Origin of the sequence: Pseudomonas sp. NPDC087346, from assembly GCF_044744235.1 — a bacterium.
In the GTDB taxonomy this organism is placed as follows: Bacteria; Pseudomonadota; Gammaproteobacteria; order Pseudomonadales; family Pseudomonadaceae; genus Aquipseudomonas.
The window spans coordinates 1-22443 of sequence record NZ_JBIUXX010000064.1 but is presented as its reverse complement, the minus strand read 5'-3'; the positions used below and the strand labels follow the sequence as shown (position 1 = coordinate 22443).

At 57.9% G+C, this 22443-nt stretch carries 18 protein-coding genes; 10 read left to right on the top strand and 8 right to left on the bottom strand.

Annotated elements, in window-relative coordinates:
• The first annotated feature begins 202 nt into the window (after nt 1-202).
• The 6 genes from ACIOZM_RS26590 to ACIOZM_RS26565 all read left to right on the top strand — a co-directional run bounded on the left by ACIOZM_RS26590 (nt 203) and on the right by ACIOZM_RS26565 (nt 5552).
• On the top strand, nt 203-1270 hold the full coding sequence (locus ACIOZM_RS26590) for an ABC transporter substrate-binding protein (protein ID WP_401219352.1): 1068 nt from the start codon (nt 203-205) through the stop codon (nt 1268-1270).
• Between the two features lie 172 nt (nt 1271-1442).
• Complete coding sequence (locus ACIOZM_RS26585; RefSeq protein WP_401219349.1) at nt 1443-2249, top strand: alkaline phosphatase family protein; 807 nt, start codon at nt 1443-1445, stop codon at nt 2247-2249.
• A gap of 5 nt (nt 2250-2254) precedes the next feature.
• Nucleotides 2255-3091, top strand: coding sequence for an ABC transporter permease (locus ACIOZM_RS26580; RefSeq protein WP_401219363.1), 837 nt, complete (start codon nt 2255-2257; stop codon nt 3089-3091).
• Nucleotides 3078-3878, top strand: a complete 801-nt coding sequence (locus ACIOZM_RS26575; RefSeq protein ID WP_401219347.1) for an ABC transporter permease — start codon at nt 3078-3080, stop codon at nt 3876-3878. The genes ACIOZM_RS26580 and ACIOZM_RS26575 overlap by 14 nt, the downstream gene beginning before the upstream one ends.
• On the top strand, nt 3875-4864 hold the full coding sequence (locus ACIOZM_RS26570; protein WP_401219344.1) for an ABC transporter ATP-binding protein: 990 nt from the start codon (nt 3875-3877) through the stop codon (nt 4862-4864). Before ACIOZM_RS26575 ends, ACIOZM_RS26570 begins: the two co-directional genes overlap by 4 nt.
• 34 nt (nt 4865-4898) lie before the next feature.
• Nucleotides 4899-5552, top strand: coding sequence for an HAD family hydrolase (locus ACIOZM_RS26565; protein ID WP_401219342.1), 654 nt, complete (start codon nt 4899-4901; stop codon nt 5550-5552).
• Between the two features lie 115 nt (nt 5553-5667).
• Here the strand turns inward: ACIOZM_RS26565 and ACIOZM_RS26560 are convergent, their stop codons facing one another.
• Complete coding sequence (locus tag ACIOZM_RS26560; RefSeq protein ID WP_401219340.1) at nt 5668-6630, bottom strand: zinc-binding dehydrogenase; 963 nt, start codon at nt 6628-6630, stop codon at nt 5668-5670.
• Between the two features lie 138 nt (nt 6631-6768).
• Between ACIOZM_RS26560 and ACIOZM_RS26555 the strand changes: the two genes are divergently transcribed.
• Complete coding sequence (locus ACIOZM_RS26555; RefSeq protein ID WP_401219338.1) at nt 6769-8853, top strand: carboxy terminal-processing peptidase; 2085 nt, start codon at nt 6769-6771, stop codon at nt 8851-8853.
• A gap of 132 nt (nt 8854-8985) precedes the next feature.
• Entirely contained in the window at nt 8986-10776 is a 1791-nt protein-coding gene (locus tag ACIOZM_RS26550) for a bifunctional diguanylate cyclase/phosphodiesterase (protein WP_401219336.1), read from the top strand.
• A 104-nt stretch (nt 10777-10880) separates the two neighbouring features.
• Here ACIOZM_RS26550 and ACIOZM_RS26545 read toward each other — a convergent pair whose 3' ends face one another.
• From ACIOZM_RS26545 to ACIOZM_RS26515, 7 genes are all read right to left on the bottom strand, one after another.
• Complete coding sequence (locus ACIOZM_RS26545) at nt 10881-11291, bottom strand: hypothetical protein (protein ID WP_401219334.1); 411 nt, start codon at nt 11289-11291, stop codon at nt 10881-10883.
• Between the two features lie 9 nt (nt 11292-11300).
• Nucleotides 11301-16061, bottom strand: coding sequence for an RHS repeat-associated core domain-containing protein (locus tag ACIOZM_RS26540; protein ID WP_401219332.1), 4761 nt, complete (start codon nt 16059-16061; stop codon nt 11301-11303).
• A 241-nt stretch (nt 16062-16302) separates the two neighbouring features.
• Nucleotides 16303-16707: a sel1 repeat family protein gene (locus tag ACIOZM_RS26535; RefSeq protein ID WP_401219330.1), complete on the bottom strand. Its 405-nt coding sequence runs from the start codon at nt 16705-16707 to the stop codon at nt 16303-16305.
• Entirely contained in the window at nt 16708-17079 is a 372-nt protein-coding gene (locus tag ACIOZM_RS26530) for a hypothetical protein (RefSeq protein WP_003223109.1), read from the bottom strand.
• Nucleotides 17076-17417 (bottom strand): multiprotein-bridging factor 1 family protein, encoded by a 342-nt coding sequence (locus ACIOZM_RS26525; protein WP_401219328.1) that lies wholly within the window; start codon nt 17415-17417, stop codon nt 17076-17078. Before ACIOZM_RS26525 ends, ACIOZM_RS26530 begins: the two co-directional genes overlap by 4 nt.
• Before the next feature lie 112 nt (nt 17418-17529).
• Nucleotides 17530-17985 (bottom strand): YkvA family protein, encoded by a 456-nt coding sequence (locus tag ACIOZM_RS26520; protein ID WP_401219325.1) that lies wholly within the window; start codon nt 17983-17985, stop codon nt 17530-17532.
• A gap of 294 nt (nt 17986-18279) precedes the next feature.
• Nucleotides 18280-18996: an FKBP-type peptidyl-prolyl cis-trans isomerase gene (locus ACIOZM_RS26515; RefSeq protein ID WP_401219324.1), complete on the bottom strand. Its 717-nt coding sequence runs from the start codon at nt 18994-18996 to the stop codon at nt 18280-18282.
• Nucleotides 18997-19265: 269 nt separating this feature from the next.
• On the opposite strand from ACIOZM_RS26515, the gene ACIOZM_RS26510 reads away from it, so the two are divergent.
• Both ACIOZM_RS26510 and ACIOZM_RS26505 read left to right on the top strand, forming a co-directional pair.
• Nucleotides 19266-21077, top strand: a complete 1812-nt coding sequence (locus ACIOZM_RS26510) for a di-heme-cytochrome C peroxidase (protein WP_401219321.1) — start codon at nt 19266-19268, stop codon at nt 21075-21077.
• A gap of 29 nt (nt 21078-21106) precedes the next feature.
• Nucleotides 21107-22243: a catalase family protein gene (locus tag ACIOZM_RS26505; protein ID WP_401219319.1), complete on the top strand. Its 1137-nt coding sequence runs from the start codon at nt 21107-21109 to the stop codon at nt 22241-22243.
• The last annotated feature ends 200 nt before the right edge of the window (nt 22244-22443 follow it).

Below are 22443 nucleotides of genomic sequence, written 5' to 3'. Positions count from 1 at the left end.
TCGGCCAAGTCCCTTGCCTGCCGGGGCTTTGAGCATGGTCTACGCTTAGCTGGCACTCGCCGATAACAGGCAAAAAACCGGTCTGGCGCAGGGTCACCGACATCAAAGTGTCATCCAGCACCCTTAAATTGGCTCAGGTATTGCTGACCTAGACCAACACAACCGCAATCGCAGCGTAGAACACGACCCAAGGAGCTTCGGAATGAAACAGCTTTTCCTGGCATCACTGTTAGGCTCGACCATCGCTATGTGCACCGCCGCCATGGCTGCGGATACCGATTTGAAAACCCTGGAAGCCGCTGCGAAAGCGGAAGGTGCCGTCAACAGCGTCGGCATGCCCGATGACTGGGCCAACTGGAAAGGCACCTGGGAAGACCTGGCCAAGACCTATGGCCTGAAACACATCGACACCGACATGAGCTCGGCTCAGGAAATCGCCAAGTTCGCCGCCGAAAAAGACAATGCCAGCGCCGACATCGGCGACGTCGGTGCAGCTTTCGGCCCGATTGCGGTCAAGCAAGGCGTGGTGCAACCGTACAAGCCAAGCACTTGGGATCAGGTCCCGGCGTGGGCCAAGGACAAGGACGGCAACTGGGCGCTGGCCTACACCGGCACCATCGCGTTCATCGTCAACAAGAAGCTGCTGCACGGTTCGGAAGTACCCACCAAATGGGCTGATCTGAAGGGCGGCAAATACAAGGTTTCGATTGGTGACGTGAGCACCGCTGCACAAGCTGCCAACGGCGTACTCGCTGCGGCACTGGCCAACGGTGGCGACGAGAAAAACATCCAGCCAGCCCTGCTGCTGTTCGCAGACATCGCCAAACAGGGACGTCTGTCGATGGCCAACCCGACCATCGCCACCATGGAAAAAGGCGAGATCGAAGTCGGCGTGGTCTGGGACTTCAACGGCCTGAGCTACAAGGCCAAGATGGCAAACCCGGATGACTATGTGGTGCTGATCCCGTCCGACGGTTCGGTGATTTCCGGCTACACCACCATCATCAACAAGTACGCGAAAAACCCGAACGCCGCCAAGCTGACCCGCGAATACATCTTCAGCGACGCCGGCCAGACCAACCTCGCTCGCGGCAACGCCCGCCCGATCCGCGCCGAGCATCTGCAACTGCCAGAAGACGTGAAAGCCAAACTGCTGCCGAACGAGCAGTACAAAAAGGTCACGCCGATCAAAGACGCCGATGCGTGGGAGAAGACTTCCAAGGCTCTGCCACAGAAGTGGAACGAAGAAGTCATCGTAGAGATGAAATAAAGCTACAGATCACCTCTGCGTGATCTGCAACAAATCCCTGTAGGAGTGAGCCTGCTCGCGATAGCGGTCGAACATTCAACAACACTGTTGACTGACCCGGCGTCATCGCGAGCAGGCTCACTCCTACAAGGGATCTCGGTTGAATTTTCTGTTTCGCGGAGTTTTTGCCCCTATGAAGCACAACGTCATCCTTGTCGTGCTCGACGGTCTCAACTACGAGGTCGCGCGCCACGCCATGGGGCATCTGCAGGCTTATGTTGGCGCAGGACGCGCCGCGCTCTATCAATTGGAGTGCGAGTTGCCGGCCCTGTCCCGACCGCTTTACGAATGCATCCTGACCGGCGTGCCGCCCATCGACAGCGGCATCGTCCACAACAACGTTTCACGCCTGTCCAATCAGCGCAGCATCTACCACTACGCGCGTGATGCCGGCCTGAAAACCGCGGCGGCGGCCTATCACTGGGTCAGCGAGTTGTATAACCGTTCGCCGTTCGTGGCTGCGCGTGACCGCCATACTGACGATGCAACGCTGCCGATTCAGCACGGGCATTTCTACTGGAACGACCATTACCCGGACTCGCACTTGTTCGCCGACGCCGAAAACCTGCGCCTGCGCCATGCACCGAACTTTCTATTGATCCACCCGATGAACATCGACGACGCCGGGCACAAGCACGGCTTCGACACCCCGCAGTACCGCAACAGCGCCCGCTCGGCGGACATCATCCTCGCCGACTATCTGCAAACGTGGCTCGACGCCGGCTATCAGGTCTTGGTGACCGCCGACCACGGCATGAACAACGACCGCTCGCACAACGGCCTGCTGCCGGAAGAACGCCAGGTGCCGCTGTTCGTTCTCGGCGATGCCTTCAGCCTGAACAATGGCGCGGTTCCCAAACAGACCGAAATCTGCGGCACGGTCTGTGAACTGCTCGGCGTACCCCACGACAAACCTGTGTGCCGGGAGCTGCTCAAGTGAACTCGATGATTCGTGGTAAATGGCTGGCAGCCCTGTGCCTGGTGCCCTTCGCGCTGTTCTTTATCGTGTTCGAAATCGCCCCGCTGGTCTGGGTGATGATCAACAGCCTGCAATCGGAAGAGTTCGGTTGGGGCGTTGCCAACTTCAGCAAGATCTTCAGTTCGAAGTTCTATCTGCAGGCGATCCAGTACAGCCTCGAGATCAGCTTCTGGTCCAGCGTGTTCGGCATCATCATCGCGGTGCTGGGCGCGTATTCGCTGCGCCGGGTCGACTCGAAGTTGCGCAATTTCGTCAACGCCTTCGCCAACATGACCAGCAACTTTGCCGGTGTGCCATTGGCCTTCGCGTTCATCATTTTGCTCGGGTTCAACGGCAGCTTCACCATCATGCTCAAGCAGGCCGGGATCATTCAGGACTTCAACCTGTACTCGAAAACCGGGCTGATCATTCTCTACACCTACTTCCAGATTCCGCTCGGCGTGCTGCTGCTCTACCCGGCATTCGACGCCCTGCGCGAAGACTGGCGCGAGTCCGCTGCACTGCTCGGCGCCAACGGCTGGCAGTTCTGGCGCCACATCGGTCTGCCGGTGCTGACTCCGGCACTGCTCGGCACCTTCGTGATCCTCCTGGCCAACGCCCTCGGCGCTTACGCCACGGTGTACGCGCTGACCACCGGCAACTTCAACGTGCTGCCGATCCGCATTGCGGCAATGGTTTCCGGGGACATTTCGCTTGATCCGAACATGGCCAGTGCGCTGGCCGTGGTGCTGGTGGCGTTGATGACCATCGTGACCGTCGTGCATCAACTGCTGTTGAAGAGGAGCTACCATGTCTCGCGCTGAATCCGGCCCGGCCGGCATCTACCACCGCGTCGTGGTCTACCTGCTGTTCGCCATCCTGCTGCTGCCGCTAGCGGGCACGCTGGTGTACTCGATTGCCAGCAGTTGGTCGGCGACCATCCTGCCCAGCGGTTTCACCTTCAAGTGGTACATCCAGTTGTGGAGCGATCCACGCTTCCTGCACGCCTTCGGTCAGTCGCTGCTGGTCTGCGTCGGTGCACTGATTCTGTCGGTGGTGTTGATCCTGCCACTGCTGTTCGTGGTGCATTACCACTTTCCGAAACTCGATGCGCTGATGAACATCCTGATCCTGCTGCCGTTCGCGGTGCCGCCAGTGGTGTCGTCGGTAGGACTGTTGCAGCTCTATGGTTCCGGGCCTATGGCGATGGTCGGCACGCCGTGGATTCTGATCGGATGCTACTTCACCGTGGCGCTGCCGTTCATGTACCGGGCGATCACCAACAACCTGCAAGCGATCAACTTGCGAGACCTGATGGACGCCGCCCAACTGCTCGGCGCCAGTACCTTTCAGGCGGCGATCCTGGTGGTGCTGCCGAATCTGCGCAAAGGCCTGATGGTCGCATTGCTGCTGTCGTTCTCGTTTCTGTTCGGCGAATTCGTATTCGCCAACATTCTCGTCGGCACCCGCTACGAAACGTTGCAGGTTTATCTGAACAACATGCGTAACAGCAGCGGTCACTTCACCAGTGCACTGGTGATCTCCTATTTCCTCTTCGTGCTGGTCCTGACCTGGGTCGCCAACATCTTGAACAAGGACAAAAGCGAATGAGCTATGTCAGCGTCCAACACCTGCAAAAAAGCTACGCCGGTACCGCGGTGTTCAGCGATATCGACTGCGAAATCCAGAAGGGTGAATTCGTCACCCTTCTCGGCCCCTCCGGTTGCGGCAAGTCCACGCTGCTGCGTTGCATCGCCGGCCTGACGGCGGTCGATGGCGGCAAGATCCTGCTTGATGGCGTCGATATCGTGCCATTGACCCCGCAAAAGCGCGGGATCGGCATGGTATTTCAGAGCTATGCGCTGTTCCCCAACATGACCGTCGAGCAGAACGTCGCGTTCGGCCTGCGCATGCAAAAGGTCAACGCCGACGACAGCCACAAACGCGTCGCCGAAGTGTTGAAACTGGTTGAACTGAACGACTTCGCCAGCCGTTATCCGCATCAGCTCTCCGGTGGTCAGTGCCAGCGTGTGGCCCTCGCCCGCTCGCTGGTGACTCGACCTCGCCTGTTGCTGCTGGACGAACCACTGTCGGCACTGGATGCACGGATTCGCAAACACCTGCGCGAACAGATCCGGCAGATCCAGCGCGAACTCGGCCTGACCACGATCTTCGTCACACACGATCAGGAAGAAGCGCTGACCATGTCAGATCGCATTTTCTTGATGAATCAGGGAAAAATCGTACAAAGCGGCGACGCCGAAACCCTGTACACCGCGCCGGTCGATGTCTTTGCCGCCGGGTTCATCGGCAACTACAACCTGCTCGACGCCGACAGCGCCTCGAAACTGTTGCAACGGCCGATCAACCACCGCATCGCGATCCGTCCGGAAGCCATCGAACTGAGCCTCAACGGCGAACTCGATGCACAAATCCGCAGCCATAGCCTGCTGGGTAACGTGATCCGTTATCGGGTCGAAGCACGCGGTGTGGAATTGGTGGTGGACGTGCTCAACCGCTCTGCGGCAGACCTGCACCCGGACGGCCGACGTCTTGCACTTTCCATCGATCCGACGGCCCTGTGTGAGGTAGCCTGATGACTTTGCTGACGTTGAAGAGAGAATCGTACTGATGGCCCTGGCAATTTTTGATCTGGACGAAACCCTGATCCACGGCGACTGCGCCACCCTCTGGAGCGAGCAGATGGGGCGCCTGGGCTGGGTCGACCCCGAGTCGTTCATGCGCAAGAACAACGAACTGATGGACGCCTACAGCCATGGCAAATTGCGCATGGAAGAGTACATGGACTTCAGCCTGGAGCCGTTGATCGGTCGCACGCCGGAAGAAGTCGATCACCTGGTCGGCCCGTGGGTGGAAGATTTCATCGAGCCGATCATCTTCAGCGATGCGACCAAAACCATCGCCGCTCATCGCAAGGCGGGTGACCGGATTTTGGTGATCTCCGCCTCGGGCACGCACCTGGTCCGACCGATTGCCGACCGACTGGGTATCGACGAGATTCTGGGGATCGAACTGGAAGTCGCGCATGGCGTTTACAGCGGGCACACCGTCGGTACCTTGACCTATCGCGAAGGCAAGATCACCCGGTTGCTGGAATGGCTGGATGCTGAGGAAGAAAATCTGGAAGGCGCGAGTTTTTATTCCGACTCACGCAATGATCTGCCGTTGCTGCTGAAGGTCGATTTCCCGCATGTGGTGAACCCGGACCCAGTGCTGCTCGAGCACGCCGAAAAGGCCGGCTGGCCGATCCATCTCTGGAAGTGACAAAGATTTAATGTAGGAGTGAGCCTGCTCGCGATAGCGGTTTATCAATCAGCATTGATGTTGACTGAATAGACGCAATCGCGAGCAGGCTCACTCCTACAGGGTTTCAATGCTGTCAGCTCAGGCTTTCGTCAATCACCAACACCACTTTCCCCGAAACGGTATTACTCGCCAGTTCGGCAAACGCCGCCTCGGCATCCTTTACCGGGAAGCTCTTCGCCAGTTGCGGGCGCAGTCGCCCTTCAGCAAACAGCGGCCATACATGCTGGCCCAGATCACTCAGCAGATCAGCCTTGAATTGATCATCACGACTGCGCAACGTCGAACCCAGCAACTGCACCCGCTTGGCCAATACCTGCGCCAGGTCCAGTTTCGCTTCGCGACCGCCCATCAAACCGATCAACACCCAACGGCCGTCCAGCGCCATCAACTTCAGATTCAGCGCCGAATAATTGCCGCCGACCGGATCGAGGATCACATCGAACGGGCCGAAATCGCGCAGGCCCTCCAGATCATCGGTACGCACTACGCCGCCCTGGGCTCCCAGCGCTTCACAGTAAGCCAAACGCTCAGCGGAGCCGACGCTGACCCAGCACGGGTTGCCAAATGCCTTGCACAGCTGAATAGCGGCTGAACCAATTCCACTTGCTCCGGCGTGCAAGAGAACTTTCTCACCCGGTTTGAGCGCAGCCAGCTGAAACACATTCAGCCAGACCGTTGCATAAACCTCGGGTAATGCTGCGGCCTCGATCAGCGACACACCTTCGGGAACCGGCAGCACGTGCCGTCCGTCGACGACCACCTCTTCAGCCATCCCGCCCCCGGCCAGCAAGGCGCAGACGCGGTCACCGACCTGCCAGGAAGACCCGGCGCCGACCTCGCTGATGACCCCGGAGCACTCAAGACCGAGCACCTGACTCGCCCCTGGCGGCGGTGGATAAAGACCTGCCTTCTGTAATAAATCGGCGCGATTGAGTCCGGCTGCCGACACTCGAATGCGAACTTGTCCTACATCACACGTAGGACTCGGCTCTTCAACCCATGCCACTTGACCTTCAACGCCTTGCAATGCCTTCACAGTGCCTCCATAGTGAGTCTGGACTGAGCCCGAAGCTGTAGCGCCGGGCTTTTTGCATTATGCGACCGGCTCTCGTAGATCCGGCGACTTCAAAGACGGCCTAATATGCGTTATCAATTGTCCCCGCGTCGAATCAGCATGAAGCATTTGCTCCCAAGCACCGCCCTCGCTCTTTTCATCGGTATCGGCCTGTTGCCGGTATCGGGCAGTTCATTCGCAGCCAACAGCTGGGACAACTTGCAGCCTGATCGCGATGAAGTGATCGCCAGTCTCAACGTCGTCGAGTTGCTCAAGCGTCACCACTACAGCAAGCCGCCGCTCGACGATGCGCGCTCGGTGATCATCTACGACAGCTACATCAAGCTGCTGGATCCGTCGCGCAGCTATTTCATGGCCAGCGACATCGCCGAGTTCGACAAGTGGAAGACGCAGTTCGACGACTTCCTCAAGAGCGGCGACCTCAACGCCGGCTTCACCATCTACAAGCGCTATCTGGATCGCGTCAAATCGCGTCTGGACTTCGCCATTGCCGAGCTGAACAAAGGCGTCGACAAGATGGACTTCACCACCAAGGAGACCTTGCTGATCGATCGCAAGGACGCCCCTTGGCTGACCTCCACCGCACAACTGGATGACCTGTGGCGCAAACGCGTCAAGGACGAAGTGCTGCGGATGAAGATCGCCGGCAAAGAGCCGAAGCAGATTCAGGAAACCCTGACCAAGCGCTACAAGAATCAATTGTCGCGTCTGGATCAGACCCGTCCGGAAGATATCTTCCAGGCTTACATCAACACCTTCGCCATGTCTTACGATCCGCACACCAACTATCTGTCGCCGGATAACGCGGAAAACTTCGACATCAACATGAGCCTGTCCCTCGAGGGCATCGGCGCCGTGTTGCAGAGCGACAACGACCAGGTCAAAGTCGTGCGTCTGGTGCCTGCCGGCCCGGCCGACAAGACCAAACAGGTTGCACCGGCCGACAAGATCATCGGCGTGGCCCAGGCCAACAAAGAGATGGTCGACGTGGTCGGCTGGCGTCTGGACGAAGTGGTCAAACTGATCCGCGGCCCGAAAGGCACCGTGGTGCGTCTGGAAGTGATCCCGGCCAGCAATGCGCCGAACGACCAGACCAGCAAAATCGTGTCGATCACCCGTGAAGCGGTGAAGCTCGAAGACCAGGCCGTGAAGAAGTCCATTCTCAACCTGAAACAGGACGGCAAGGACTACAAGCTCGGCGTGATCGAGATCCCGGCCTTCTACCTCGACTTCAAGGCATTCCGTGCCGGCGATCCGGACTACAAGAGCACCACTCGCGACGTCAAGAAACTCCTGACCGAGCTGCAGAAAGAAAAAGTCGACGGCGTGGTCATCGACCTGCGCAACAACGGCGGCGGTTCCCTGCAGGAAGCGACCGAGCTGACCAGCCTGTTCATCGACAAGGGCCCGACCGTACTCGTGCGTAACGCCGATGGTCGCGTTGACGTGCTTGAAGATGAAAACCCGGGTGCGTTCTACAAAGGCCCGATGGCGCTGCTGGTCAACCGCTTGTCCGCTTCGGCTTCGGAGATTTTCGCCGGCGCCATGCAGGACTATCACCGTGCGCTGATCATCGGTGGCCAGACCTTCGGTAAAGGCACCGTGCAGACCATTCAGCCGCTGAACCATGGCGAACTGAAACTGACCCTGGCCAAGTTCTACCGGGTATCCGGCCAGAGCACCCAGCATCAGGGCGTACTGCCGGACATCGACTATCCGTCGCTGATCGACACCAAGGAAATCGGCGAGAGCGCTCTGCCGGAAGCCATGCCTTGGGACACCATCAAGGCTGCGATCAAGCCGGCAGCAGATCCGTTCAAACCGTATCTGGCTCAGCTCAAGTCCGAGCATGACACTCGCACCGCCAAGGATGCCGAGTTCGTGTTCATCCGCGACAAGCTGGCGCTGGCGCAAAAACTGATGGAAGAAAAAACCGTCAGCCTCAATGAAGCCGACCGTCGTGCCCAGCACGCCGACATCGACGCCAAGCAACTGGTGATGGAGAACATCCGTCGCAAAGCCAAAGGCGAAGAGCCGCTCAAAGAGCTGAAGAAAGAAGATGACGACGCCCTCGCGGCCGCCGAGCCGGACAAGGTCAAACCAGAAGACGATGCCTACCTGAGCGAAACCGGGCGCGTTCTGCTGGATTACCTGAAGCTGAGCAATCAGGTGGCAAAGAAGTAAGGTGATGGCAATTTAATGCTGACGATCCCCGGATCGTCATCAAACAGTCATCATTCTGTCGTGCAATAAAGGACTGGGAGCCTCTCTTGAAAAAGAGCGCTCCCAGTCCTTTTTTTATCGCCAGAGATTGCCATGACCACGACCGAACAGCTGAGTGCTTTGAGCTCGATCCTGACTCAAAGCGGTTTACACAGCCTGTTTCAGCCGATCATTTGTCTTTCTGAACGACGCATACTCGGCTATGAAGCCCTGACTCGCGGCCCGTCCAACAGCCCGCTGCACTCGCCTATCGCACTGTTCGCTGTGGCGCGTCAGGCCGGGCGCCTGAGCGAACTTGAGATCGCCTGCCGTCAGAGCGCTTGCCGCCGTTTCAACGAACAGCAACTGCCGGGCAAACTGTTTCTCAACGTCTCGCCTGAGTCCCTGCTTGAAGCCGCGCACCAACCGGGACGCACGCTGCAACTGCTACAGGATTTCGGTATTCCGCCAAGCCAGGTGGTAATCGAACTGACCGAGCAGACGCCTATCGATGATTTTCAGTTGCTGCAAACCGCACTGCATCACTATCGGGCGATGGGTTTTTCCATCGCACTGGATGATCTTGGCGCCGGCTATTCGAGCCTGCGCCTGTGGTCGGAGCTGCGACCGGATTACGTGAAGATCGACCGGCATTTCATCGACGGCATTCATCAGGATGCCCTCAAGCGTGAGTTCGTCGGATCGATCCTGCAAATCGCCAAGGCCTCCCGGGCGCAGGTCATCGCCGAAGGCATCGAACTGCCCGAGGAACTGGCGGTGCTGACCGAGATGGGCGTCGATCTGGTACAGGGTTATCTGCTGGGCCGACCGCAGGAACATCCGCCGCGTGATGCGCGAGCAATGATGCCGAAACACGACACCAGCGCCGTGGCGCTGAATGACGAAGGCAGCGACCTCAGCGCCCTGCTCAACGATCAACCCGCCGTGCCCCGTGATACCCCGACCGCCACCGTACTGGAGGCCTTCCGCCGTCAGGCCAACCTCAACTCGCTGGCGGTGCTCGACGAACAAGGCCAACCATGCGGCATCGTCCATCGGCACTCGTTGTCCGACGCGCTGCTTAAACCCTTTGCCACCGACCTGTTCGCCCGCAAACCGATCAGCCGCTTGATGAACGACGACTTCCTCGCCGTGGAAATGAGCCAGTCACTGCAACAGGTCAGCCGCCTGATCACCAGCCGCGCCCGGCAACGCATCGAAGAAGATTTCATCATCACCCTCAACGGCGGCTACCTCGGCCTCGGCCGGGTGATCGACATACTGAAACTGATTACCGAACTGAAAATCCAGCAGGCCCGCTACGCCAATCCGCTGACCCTGCTGCCCGGCAACGTGCCCATCCAGCAATGCCTGACCCGGTTGCTGCAACAAGCTCGGGAGTCAGTGATCTGCTACGTCGACATCGACAGCTTCAAACCCTTCAACGACATCTACGGCTACGGTCGCGGGGACGAAGTCCTACTCTGCCTGGCGCAATGTCTGAACGAACGCGTCGACCCTTCCCGCGACTTCGTCGGCCACATCGGTGGCGACGACTTCCTGCTGGTCCTCGGCCCGGAAGAGTGGCGCAAACGCCTGAACCAACTGCTCGACGACTTCCAAAGCCAATGCCGCCGCTTCTACCGCCCCGAACACCTCGAGGCTGGCTGCTTTATCGCGCCGAACCGCCAGGGTGTGCGGCAGGAGTTTCCGTTGTTGTCACTGTCCATCGGTGTCGTACATTTGCACCCCGAGGCATGCGCAGAACTGGATGCGAGTCAGCTAGCGGAAATGGCTTCGCAGGCGAAGCATCATGCGAAGAATATTCCGGGGTATAGCGTGCATGTGATTGATAGCCTCGTGCATATGCGTGCGTACGAAACCCAGATCTGTGGCCACCGTTGATATCAAAAATCTAACAGCTACAGTAAATTTATTACGCGCCCTAGAAACAGCCGGAGATTGCAATTTTTCAACCTCTGGACAATCTCTATACTACTCTGCAATAGCTACCAAGCGTCCTGATCTTCTGCGGAGGCTCTTTCGAGATCATATTTCCAAACAATACCAGCGAGTCGAAAAATATCTTCAAAAAAAGCTCTTACGTCATCCATCTCATCCCATCCATAGGGAAAAGATGAGTAAGCTTCAGGATCGTACTTCAAGAGAGATGCGAAATCATAACTCTGATCAGCGAGGGCATCTTTGAGGCTTTTATATATGTAAAATTTATGACGATAGGTTTTATACGTAGGCAAACAATATTTCAGTATTATCACTTCCCTATCACACGCATTATTAGGATCAAGCTTTTCTAACTCTACCCCAAGAGTTTCCTCGCGATCATAGATATCAATCCCTCCCAAGAAAAATGCAGGTGAAGGGCTGAACAGTTGGCCATCATCTATATCAATAAACATTATAAATACCTACTTAATCGGATATAACGTAAATGGAATGCCAGTTACTTTATCAAATTTCATTTCAAATCCGTTCATTTCAATCAGCCTTGGGTTTTCTACGGACTTAGGATTTGGAATGTAACCTTCGCCTGCACCGGGGAGTCTCATCCTTACAATATCCGACTGCTGAGAATCCTTTCCTGTAAATCGTGGAAGTCCATTTTCAACTCTAGTTGTTCCAAGAGTGTACGCTTTCAACATGATTTCCCAATTATAGAACCTAGAGCTCGGATTACCCCTTAAGTTTTTCGGCGTCAATCCAGTGATAGGATCTGTCCCGTCAATTGCCCTTTTCTTGAACTTAGTGTTTAAGACTTCAGGGTCATGCTTCCCAACCATATGCATCTTCTGGCTATCGTTTAGTCTGACAAGCTCTTTTTTCGCTTGCTCGTTTGGAGTGAGCAATGTAGCCGGCAGCGCGGGCTCACCCTCATCAACCTTAGCCCCACCAACCCCACCCCGCACCTTACAACCCGGCTTATTCGGCGGCGGACAGTTGGAGTTCAACCCCAACGGATCAACCCACCCCGTCGGATTCGGCGTGTACTGGTACTGGTTCAGTCCACCCGCCAACTTCACCGGATCTGGCGTCAGATACCGTCCAACTCTCGGATCGTAGTACCGATGCCGATTGTAATGCAGCCCGCTTTCCGCATCGAAATACTGCCCCTGAAACCGCAGCGGCTGGTCGAGATAATCGTCCGCCGCCAAAGTCAGCGCAGCAACTTTGCCGTAGGCGTCGTACTGCGCTGACCAGACGATCTCGCCGCTGTAATCGGTCAACTCCAGCGGCGTACCGAGGTGATCGAGTTGGTAGTAAAACGGGCAGGCTTTCTTCGGGCCTTTGCCGTCGAGCAGGGCCAACGGGCGGAAGGTACCGGGTTCGTAGACGAAGCTGCGGTGTTGCGTCGGGCTGCTTTCGGCGACGAGGTGGTCGCCTTGCCAGAAGAACTCGGTGGTCTGGCCATCGACGGTCTTGCTGATACGACGGCCAAAAGCGTCGTAACGATAACTGGCAGTCTGGCCATCGGGTCGAGTCAGACCAATCAATCGATGCTGACTGTCGTAGCGATATTCGGTGACAAGCTTGTGCGCGGTACCCCGTCGCTCGCGAATCAGATTGCCGAAGGCGTCGTAGTCATAATGGCGATCACCCTGCATCAGCAGGCGGTTGCCTTTGATCTGCGAAGGCCCGGGGCGATCCTGCATCAGCAGGTTGCCGGCCGGGTCGTGGGCGAAGGACTCCGGCAGTTCGTCGCGCGAATGTCGCACGCGGATCAGCCGATCCATGGCGTCGTAGTAATAACTGCGCTGGCCATGGCGGCTGTCAGCAATGCTCGCCAGGTTACCGTTCACCGCATAGCTGTAATGGCGCAGGTACAACGACCGAGAAGTATCATTCACCGCATGTGCTTGCAGGCGGCCCTGTTCGTCATAGTGATAATGGCTGTGTAGCAAACCCTGTTGGCGTTGCTGCTCACGGCCAAACTCGAACTGGTGCGAGGTCAGTTGTGCGCCATTGAGATCAATCGCCGTCAGCGCACCACCTTTGGCATAGTGGTAATCAAGCTTGCTGTTGTCCGGCAGACGCATGCGCTGAAGCTGACCGCAAACGTCGTAGGCATAGCGCAACGTGCCCCAGCCCTGATGCTCGGTGATCAGCCGATCCTGCACGTCGTACTCGAAGGCCAGCGGATGATCCTGGCCGTCATCAACACCGATCAACCGTCCCAAACGGTCATAGCAAAATTCAACCTTGATCCCGTCCGGCAGCGTTTTGATCAGCAGACGCCCCGCTGAATCCCGCTCATACCCGGTGATCAGCCGCGAGCCGTCATCACCAAACTCGTTCTTCTCCAGCAGATGACCATTGAGGTCATAGGCGTACGCGGTGCGGCGTCCGTCGAAGCCGGTTTCCTGTCGGATCAATCCGCTCGGCGTGTAGTCCAGCCGATATTTCTCGCCGGACTCATTCTCGATCTCCGTGAGCAACAGCTGCGCATGGTCATAGCGGTAATGCACCCGCGTGCCGTCAGGGTTGATCCGGCGACTGACCAGATGCAGATCGTCGTCATATTCATAACGAGTGACATGCCCCAGCTCATCGCGCTCGGCGGTGACCTGTCCGTAAGCGCCGTAGCTGTAAGCGCGTGTGGCACCCGTAGGCAATGTCGTCTGAACCAGTCGGCCAACCACGTCCCATTGCTGACGAGTAATCGCGCCATGTTCGTCCTGCGTTGTGCTCCGCCGCCCTAGTGCATCGTAGGAAAAGCGCCGTACACCACCGTCAGGCAGGGTTTCTTCAACTAACTGCCCAAGATCGTTCCACAGCAACACATGGCGGCTGGTGTCCGGATAACGAATTGACAGCAACTGCCCACGGGCGTCGTAGTGGTAATGCGTGACCTGACCGTCAGGATCGACCGCTTCGGTGACATCGCCCTGAGCATTACGTCGGTAAGTCCAAACCGCATCGCCACGCGTACGGCTGTGCAGGAAACCGTTGCGATACTCGTAGGACGTTGGCGCATCGTCCGGTGGAATCAGCGCGATCAGCCGTCCGACATCGTCGTAACGGTATTCAGTGACCGCACCGAGCGCGTCCTGCTCCGCCGTCAAACGCCCCTGAGCGTCATACGCCTTGAGATGTTCGCCACCATTGGCCTCGACCTTGCGCACCAGCCGCGCACGGTCGTCGTGAACGTAAACCTCTTCGGTGCCATCAACGTAATGCACCGCGACACTGCCGGCGTCATCCCAGACATACCGCGTGTCCATCTGCGAAAACGATGCCCAATGCCGCACGCATCGCGCCGAAATCCCGGAACGTTCCCACTCCCAATAAAAACTGGCACCCCCGGCCAGTTGCCGTTGCAGGATGACGTGCGCGTCGTCGTAGTCGTAACGCTCGCTTTCTCCGGCCGCGTTGGTCGCTTCGATCAACCGGCGCGGGGCGTCGTAGCGGTAACTGACCAGCGTCTGCTCGGTCACCCAGGGCTCGGCGAGGTTCAGCGCCGGATCAAACCGCTGGTAGTCGACAGCAACCAACTGCGTCCGGTCGTAACGCAACAACAGCGCTCGACCAGCACCGTTGTCGAGGCGCGAAATCCTGTCAGACCGATCGCGAAACACCGTCAGACGATTGCAATACGAATCACTGATCGCCGTCAGCCGACCGACCCGAAAGTGATAAAACCGCGACTCGTCCCCGGCCAGCGCGAGGATCAATTCCTCCGGTTCATCCCCGAGAAAAATCGCCGCCCGCGACAGGCTGTTATGGATCGCCGGCCGTTCAACACTCGGCAACGGAAACCGCGTCCGGCGGTTCTCGTGATCGACCCAAACCACCGCGTCGCCATCAAACTCCAGCCGATGCGCCAGCGAATGGCTCCAGCCGAAACCCAGTCCGACATCCAGTTCAACAGCGCTGGTTCGATAAACGCGGGTGAAGTCGAACGGCAGCCGTCCATCCAGTGTGCCATCCGTCAGGGTCAGCAATTCCTCGCCGGTGACCATCGATACCGGGCAACCGTTGGTGCAGGTCAGCGGCCCACAGTCGGCACTGTCACCGTTAGGATTCTTCGCCTGATCAGGCGAGTCGTCGTGATGTTGGTTTTTCTTCAGCGCGGCATTGCGCTTGGCATCCCAGCGCAGTTGCATCCGGCCTTTTTTCACCCCGGCAGCAATGCCCCGCGCGGCGACAGTCTTGTAGCGGTCGACGTACTCGATAAAGGTACTGACGATGCCGAACATCGCCTTCACCAACCGTTTCACCGCTGCCAGCAGTTGCGCGCCGCGATCAGCCAGACGTAACGTCAGATAGGCAACCCCAGCTCCAGCGCCGACAAACGTCAGCACAACGCCGATCAGCACGTCGATCAGCAACTGCACAACGACCATCGATACCGCTTCAGCCGTTTTGCCAGCGATTTCACTGGGCGGCAGCATCTCCAGCCAGAGACTCGCACTGCGTAACAGCAGACACAGCGCGGCTTCGTCACTGACCAGCAGCTGGAGTTTCTCCATCATCTGCGGCGCAGTTTTCGCCAGTTCGATCAGATCATTCGCGGCACTCCCCAGGCGCTCGGCAAACTTGCCGGGGTCCTGAAGAATCTCCGACAGCAATCCAATGCTGTCCCACACGCCCTCAATCGCCGCCCAACTGCCCGCGAACATGCCATTGCCTGCCGCTGTCGCCACCGACTGCGACCACTGCGGTTTAAACGTCTGCCACTCACCGCGCAGCCAGCCATCCAGTTGACCGGTCAGGCCATCGTAGGAAGTGAAAAGCTCTTCGAGCTGCTCCGGCGTGACCTCGCTGCGCACCAGCACCCGATAAAACTTGCCGGGTGTGCCGCTGAATGAACCTTTGCCTTGCGCATCGAGAGTTACAGGGGTGACCTCGCCCCCATCCATCGCCACCACATCGACGACGATGTCACCCAGCGGAATGTCATACAGCGACTCGAACTTGCTCTCGATCTCCATCTTCTTGTCCGCAGGGCACTGAACGACGCTGGAGAAGAAGTTGTCATCACCACTGCTGACGGCAGTGCTGCGGTCGCCGAAAACGATCACCCGCTCCATGCCCATCAGCGACGGCAAATCCGCTGCATGGCTGATGCGGTCAGCGCTCTGGCTGAACCAGTGTTTGAGTTGTTGGCGGTAGAGGCTGAGGGTGTCGGGAAAGCTGTCGAGTTCCTGCTCGATACGCGAGAAAGCGTCCATCAGCGCACGACGGGATGCGGGGCGGTATGAAATATCGGGTCGAACATGAACGTTCCCTCGCGCAGAAATTTAGGCGCGAGGACTTTGCGGGGGATCAGCTAGAAAATAAGTCAGGAAAGTAAGCGATTGCCGTAGGAAAAATCTGTAAACGCATCAACGGAATAAACGGGTAAATCAAAACGCAAACATGGCGTGAGGTTTCCCTCACGCCATGTTTATCGAACAGACCACAACAGGTTGATTACGCGGAGCCGCGAGCGCTCAATTCTTTCAGTTTGAGTTCGGCCAGCGGATGCCCGGCCTTGGCGGCCATATTCCACCAGCGCGCGGCTTCGGCAGCGTCCGGAGCTTTGCTCGGCGTACCCGCCAGGCTGATAACGCCGACCTGATAAGCCGCTTTGCCATCACCCGCCAGCGCTGCCAACCGCAGTAAACGTACGCCTTCCTCCCGCGCTCCAAGACCGACACCACGAAAGGTCAGGATGTGCCCGTAGAAGCTTTGCGCGCCTACATCCCCGAGGTTGGCCATGCGCGCAAACTGGCCTTCGAGCCAGCGCCAGCCGCGTGGCTGGCGGACAAACCACGACCAGTGAAACAACCGGCGAGCCAACCAATAACTGGCTCGCGCCTTGAGTTTTAAGAACACTCAGGCCTCCGCCGATTCCGGATACTCGTATTCAAAAACCCTGACCACTTCCGAGGCATGCCAGGAGGCTGCCGCAACGCCGTCGGATGGCCCGGAGAAACGCCCGAGACGTTCAACACATTCAAAAAAACCGGTGCGTGGTAAACGGCTTGCGCCCTGACTGATGACCAGCGAACTGCGCAACGGCTGTTCGGCCTTGGCATCGAGTGCTGCCAGATGCTCAAGTGCTGCGGTCAGGGTCTGCATCGCCGGCGTCGGCAATTGCAAACGTTCGAGCAAGGCCCTATAGGTTAAAAGATGACGCTGTCTGCGCGCCTGATCCAGCTCACCCAGCAATCCGTCCCAATGTTGACGACTGATGCGTACGCTCACGATTCGTCCCTCCAACCCGGCACCGTCAATTCCCAGGCCAGACTGCGGCGAATCGCGGCGTCGGGCTGACGCTCGCCACTTTCGATCATGGCCAGATAAGACGGGCTGATGCCTACCGTGCGGGCGAGCGCCTCAATGGCGATGCCCTTCCCTTCGCGCAAATTGCGTAGTTGATCCAGGCCCGGAAGAATCGGGTCCGGCGATGCCGCGAGCGGCGCTGGAGCCTGCCGCGCTGGTGCTTCGTTGATGCCTGCTGCTTTCAATAGAGCCTGATACTGAGCCCATGGCAAAACCGCATATTCGGGTTCGCCATCGCGTGCAATTATCTGAATATCCATGACTACCCCGTAGGACAACACCGCTTAGCGAGTCGGCACTTTTCCCTAGAAGTGTAATCCTAACAGCGGCTAAGGTCGCGGGGGCTATCAATCTGAATGCGCGCAGTGTGAATCAGGGCTTTTTTGGCCCCTGAAGTTGCAGTTGTTCCGGTGTATCGGGCAGACGCTCGACGACTGCGAGCTTTTCCGGTTGCTGGCGGTTGCGCCAGAGTCTGAAAGCACTGAGTTCATCGTCGAGGGTTTTCATCACCCAGGCGAGGACGGCGATGTCATCGAGCATGCCGAAAACCGGGATGAAATCCGGAATCGCATCCACCGGGCTGAGGAAATACATCAGGCCCGCTACCACCGAAATCATTGCTTTGGGGCTGATCGCACGATACTCGCCACGCCAGTACGCAAGGCACAACGCCTGCAACAGGCGCAGATCATCTTTGAGCTTGCCCAGCCGATTGCCTTGCGCGGCACCTTTGCTGGCGACTGCGAACAGCAAGGTCGGCAGACGCCCGCGAGCCAGCAGTCGTCCGGCCAGGGGCAGGAATCGAGCGAAATTCCACGGAGCTTTCATCTTTTCTTCCCGTTGAAATGTTATCCACACAAATTGTGGATAACCTTGTGAACAGAGCTGCATTTCAGCGCTGAAAGCCCCGTTTCATAAGGGCTGCGCTCAGATCGGGCGTTTTTTACTCACATAAAAAACCCCAATATTTCATTGACTTGGCGGCCAAGGGCGTCTAGCGCTGGCAGCCTCAAAGGCTATGACTGCTCTGACCGACTTCGGTTCGCTCTGTTTAACCCCACCGAAGCCCGGATGCAACAACGCCCCGCATAAGCGAGGCGTTGTTTTCAAAGCGGACGTTGCTTACTTGGCAGCAGCGTCTTCTTTGGCTGGGTCCTTGATGGCCAGCAGTTCCAGGTCGAACACCAGCACCGAGTTGGCTGGGATTGCCGGGCTTGGGGACTGCGCGCCGTAGGCCAGATCGCTAGGGATGTACAGCTTGTACTTCTCGCCAACGTGCATCAGTTGCAGACCTTCGACCCAACCCGGGATCACGCCGCTAACCGGCAGATCAATCGGGCTGCCGCGCTCGACGGAGCTGTCGAATACGGTGCCGTTGGTGAGCTTGCCGGTGTAGTGAACGGTCACTACGTCGGTCGGCTTAGGCTGTGGGCCGTCGGCTTTCTTGACCACTTCGTACTGCAGACCGGAAGCGGTGGTAGTCACGCCGGCTTTCTTGCCGTTTTCTTCGAGGAATTTCTTGCCGGCAGATGCCGACTCTTCGCTCATCTTGGCCATGCGCTCTTCAGCACGCTTTTGCAGCGCGGCGAAGGCTTCAACCAAGTCTTCATCTTTCAGCTTCTGTTCTTTCTTGCCGACGGCATCTTCGATGCCCTGGGCTACTGCTTTGGAGTCCAGATCATCCATGCCTTCCTGAGCAAGGCTTTTGCCCATGTTCAGGCCGATACCGTAGGAAGCTTTTTGCGCCGGGGTTGTCAGCTCTACGCTGGTCTGCGAATCACAACCCGCAAGTACCAGGCTAACCAGGGCTACCGCCGCCGCCAACCGATGCTGTTTCATGCTATATCCTTGTTCATGCGCCGAAAGGGCAATCGAGTAAAGCCGCGAGCTTATCAGGCCGCCACGACCAATGGCTACCGGCATGAGAGCAGGAATCTTCCGATAAGTTCATGGATTAAAAACCATTTGAGCAAAGGCACGATGAAGCTTCTGTCATCTTGGCCCGACACGGACCGATGAGCATTCCCCAACACTTGGCGTAATGGCCACTTGCCGCACCCGCACGACTGAGGCATAAACAGAGCAACAATTCGACAAGGATGTTTATCTTGCGCCTCTTATTCCGTGTGCTGATTCTGATGTTTTTGCTGCTGGGCCTCGTCCTGGCGGTGGTTCTGTACTACATCGCGAATCCGAAATTGCCCTTCTATACCCCGGTGCAACAGGTGCATTACCTGAACCAGTGGACCGAAGCGCAACGGCAAATCTATTACTTCACCCCGCAGGGCACGCAGGTCAAAGGTTTGCGTTATGAGTGGTTCCAGGCGCTGGAACTGCCGTTCTCGGAACAACGATTCGCGTCCCCGGAATACCTCGCACGCTTTGGTTTTCTGGTCGATCCGCAGCAAAAAACATCGGCAAACAATCCGGGAAATCTGCCGGTCGGTTTTGCCAGACATCAGAATTCCGGCAGTTCCGAGCAATATCTGGACATAACTTGTGCGGCTTGCCACACCGGTGAACTGCGCTTCAAAGGTCAGGCCGTGCGTATTGATGGCGGCTCGGCTCAGCATGTGTTGCCTTCCAGCGTTCCTACATTACGTGGTGGCAGTTTCGGACAGGCATTGGTGGCAAGTCTCGCGTCCACTTACTACAACCCATGGAAATTCGAGCGCTTCGCCCGCAACGTGCTCGGTGCTGATTACGAAGCGCGACAAGAACAACTGCGCAAGGATTTCAAGGTTTCACTGGATACCTTCCTGAAAGTCGCCTGGAACGACACCCATCGCGGCCTCTATCCCACCGAAGAAGGCCCGGGCCGCGCTGACGCGTTCGGACGGATTGCCAATGCGACGTTCGGCGACGCGATTTCCCCCGCCAACTATCGCGTGGCCAATGCTCCGGTGGACTACCCGCAACTGTGGGACATGTGGACGTTCGACTGGGTGCAGTGGAACGGTTCGGCCCAGCAACCAATGGCGCGCAACATCGGCGAGGCGCTAGGCGTTGGCGCCACCCTGAACTTCTTCGACGCGGATGGACAGCCACTGCAAGGCAAAGACCGATATGCCTCCAGCGTGCGTGTACGTGACTTGTACAAGATCGAAGAAACCCTGCAAAAGCTGCAAGCCCCGGCATGGCCCGAAGAGTTGCTCGGCGCTGTCGACAAACCACTGGCAGCCAAGGGACGCGTTCTGTTCGCAGAGAATTGCGCGGGCTGCCATGTCCCGCGCCAGACACAGGAAGGCGAGCGCTGGGTGCAGCATTTGCACATGTTGCCCGTGGAGGTCATCGGCACCGATCCCGGCGCTGCGGAAAACATCGCCAATCACCGTTTCGACGTGAGTGCGCTGCAATGGGATGTCGCCGAGCTTGAGCAAATGGACGTCAAGCTGCATCCAAAACCCAAGGAGCCGCTGGATCTGAGTCAATTGTCGGTGGCCAAGGGCCTGGCTTACGTCACCGCGTTTGTCGAAGACCGTGCCTACCGCGAAGCCGGAATCACTACGCCCGAAGAAAAAGCACAGCTTGATGGTTTCGGCCTGCCGATCGGCGTTCGCGAAAAGGTCGCTTATAAGGCGCGGCCATTGGCCGGGGTGTGGGCGACGCCGCCGTTCCTGCACAACGGCTCAGTGCCGAGCCTTTATCAATTGCTCTCGCCACAGGACGAACGCGCCAGCACGTTCTACAAGGGCAATTTCGAATACGACCCGCGCCACCTCGGTTATCGCACCGAAGCCTTCACCAACGGCTTCCTGTTCGACACGCGCATCACTGGCAATCACAACAGCGGTCATGAATTCCGCGCGGGTGAACGCGGTAAAGGCGTCATCGGCCGACTGCTGCAGCCCGAGGAGCGCTGGGCGTTGCTCGAATACCTGAAAGTGCTCGGCGGCCCGTTGGAGGCGCAATTGCCATGATCATGCCCACGTTCAAAAAGGAATTATCGTTGTTCGCACGACTGTGGCTGGGGCTCGGTCGTCTGATTGGGCGGATTTTTCTGTTTCTGACAGTCATCGGCCTGATCGGCTGGGCCGTGGCCACGGCGTGGTTTGCCTGGCAGCATCGCGGGCCGGTGTCGGCGCTGGAGCAGATCCCGCCCGGCGAAGCGGCCATGACTCAGGACGTGATCCAGACTGCCGTGCGCATCGTCGATCAACACCGCGAAAGCACTCGCTACCTGCGGGACGCTCATGCCAAGGCTCATGGTTGTGTGAAAGCCGAGGTTCAGGTGTTGCCGGAACTGGCACAGTCGCTGCGCCAAGGGGTTTTCAGTGAGCCGGGCAAAACCTGGCAGGCGCTGATCCGCCTGTCCAATGGCAACGCCTACCCGCAGTTCGACAGCATCCGCGATGCCCGGGGCATGGCGATCAAATTGCTCGATGTGCGCGGCCAGCCGCTACTGAGCGACCGCCAGGGACAGAACGAGCAGGATTTCGTGATGTTCAGTCACCCGAACTTCTTTGTCAGCGATGTCGCCGAGTATCGTCAGAATGTGGCGGCTCAGGCTGACGGCAAAAAGATCATGGCGTTTTTTCCGGGCTGGAATCCGCGTACCTGGGAGATCCGCCACTTATTCATCGCACTGGCGACACTGGCGCCACCACCGGAAAGTCCGACGCGTACCACCTACTTTTCGGTGTCGCCGTACAAATTCGGTGAGGCCAATGCCAAGTTTCGGGTGATGCCTGATCCGGACAATTGCCCGGCCTACACTTTGCCGCCGCAAAACCGTGATCTGCCGAACTTCCTGCGTAGCGCGTTGAGTCAGCAATTGTCGACCGATCGGGTGCCTGCGTGCTTTGTGCTGCAGATTCAGCGGCAGGATGCGAACAAGTACATGCCGATTGAGGACACCAGCATTGAGTGGCGTGAGCAGGATTCAGCGTTTGAAACTGTGGCGCGGATCACCCTGCCCCCTCAGGACTTCGACACCCCGGCGCTGAATCTGCAATGCGACAACCTGTCGTTCAATCCGTGGTTCGGGATTGAGGCGCATAGGCCGATTGGCGGGATCAACCGCTTGCGCAAAGCGGTATATGAGGCGGTGAGCGATTACCGGCATAGCCAGAACGCGGCTCAATAGGGTCTGCAGAGTTAACCTGTGGTGAGGGGATTTATCCCCTCACCACAGAATCTTCAGCAAATCGGGCAAAAGCCGAATCCCGGACAGCAAAAAGCCCGCACTAGGCGGGCTTTCTGTGGTGACCTGGCGTTCAGTGTTCCAGGTTACCGAATATGGCGCAGCGGACGGGACTCGAACCCGCGACCCCCGGCGTGACAGGC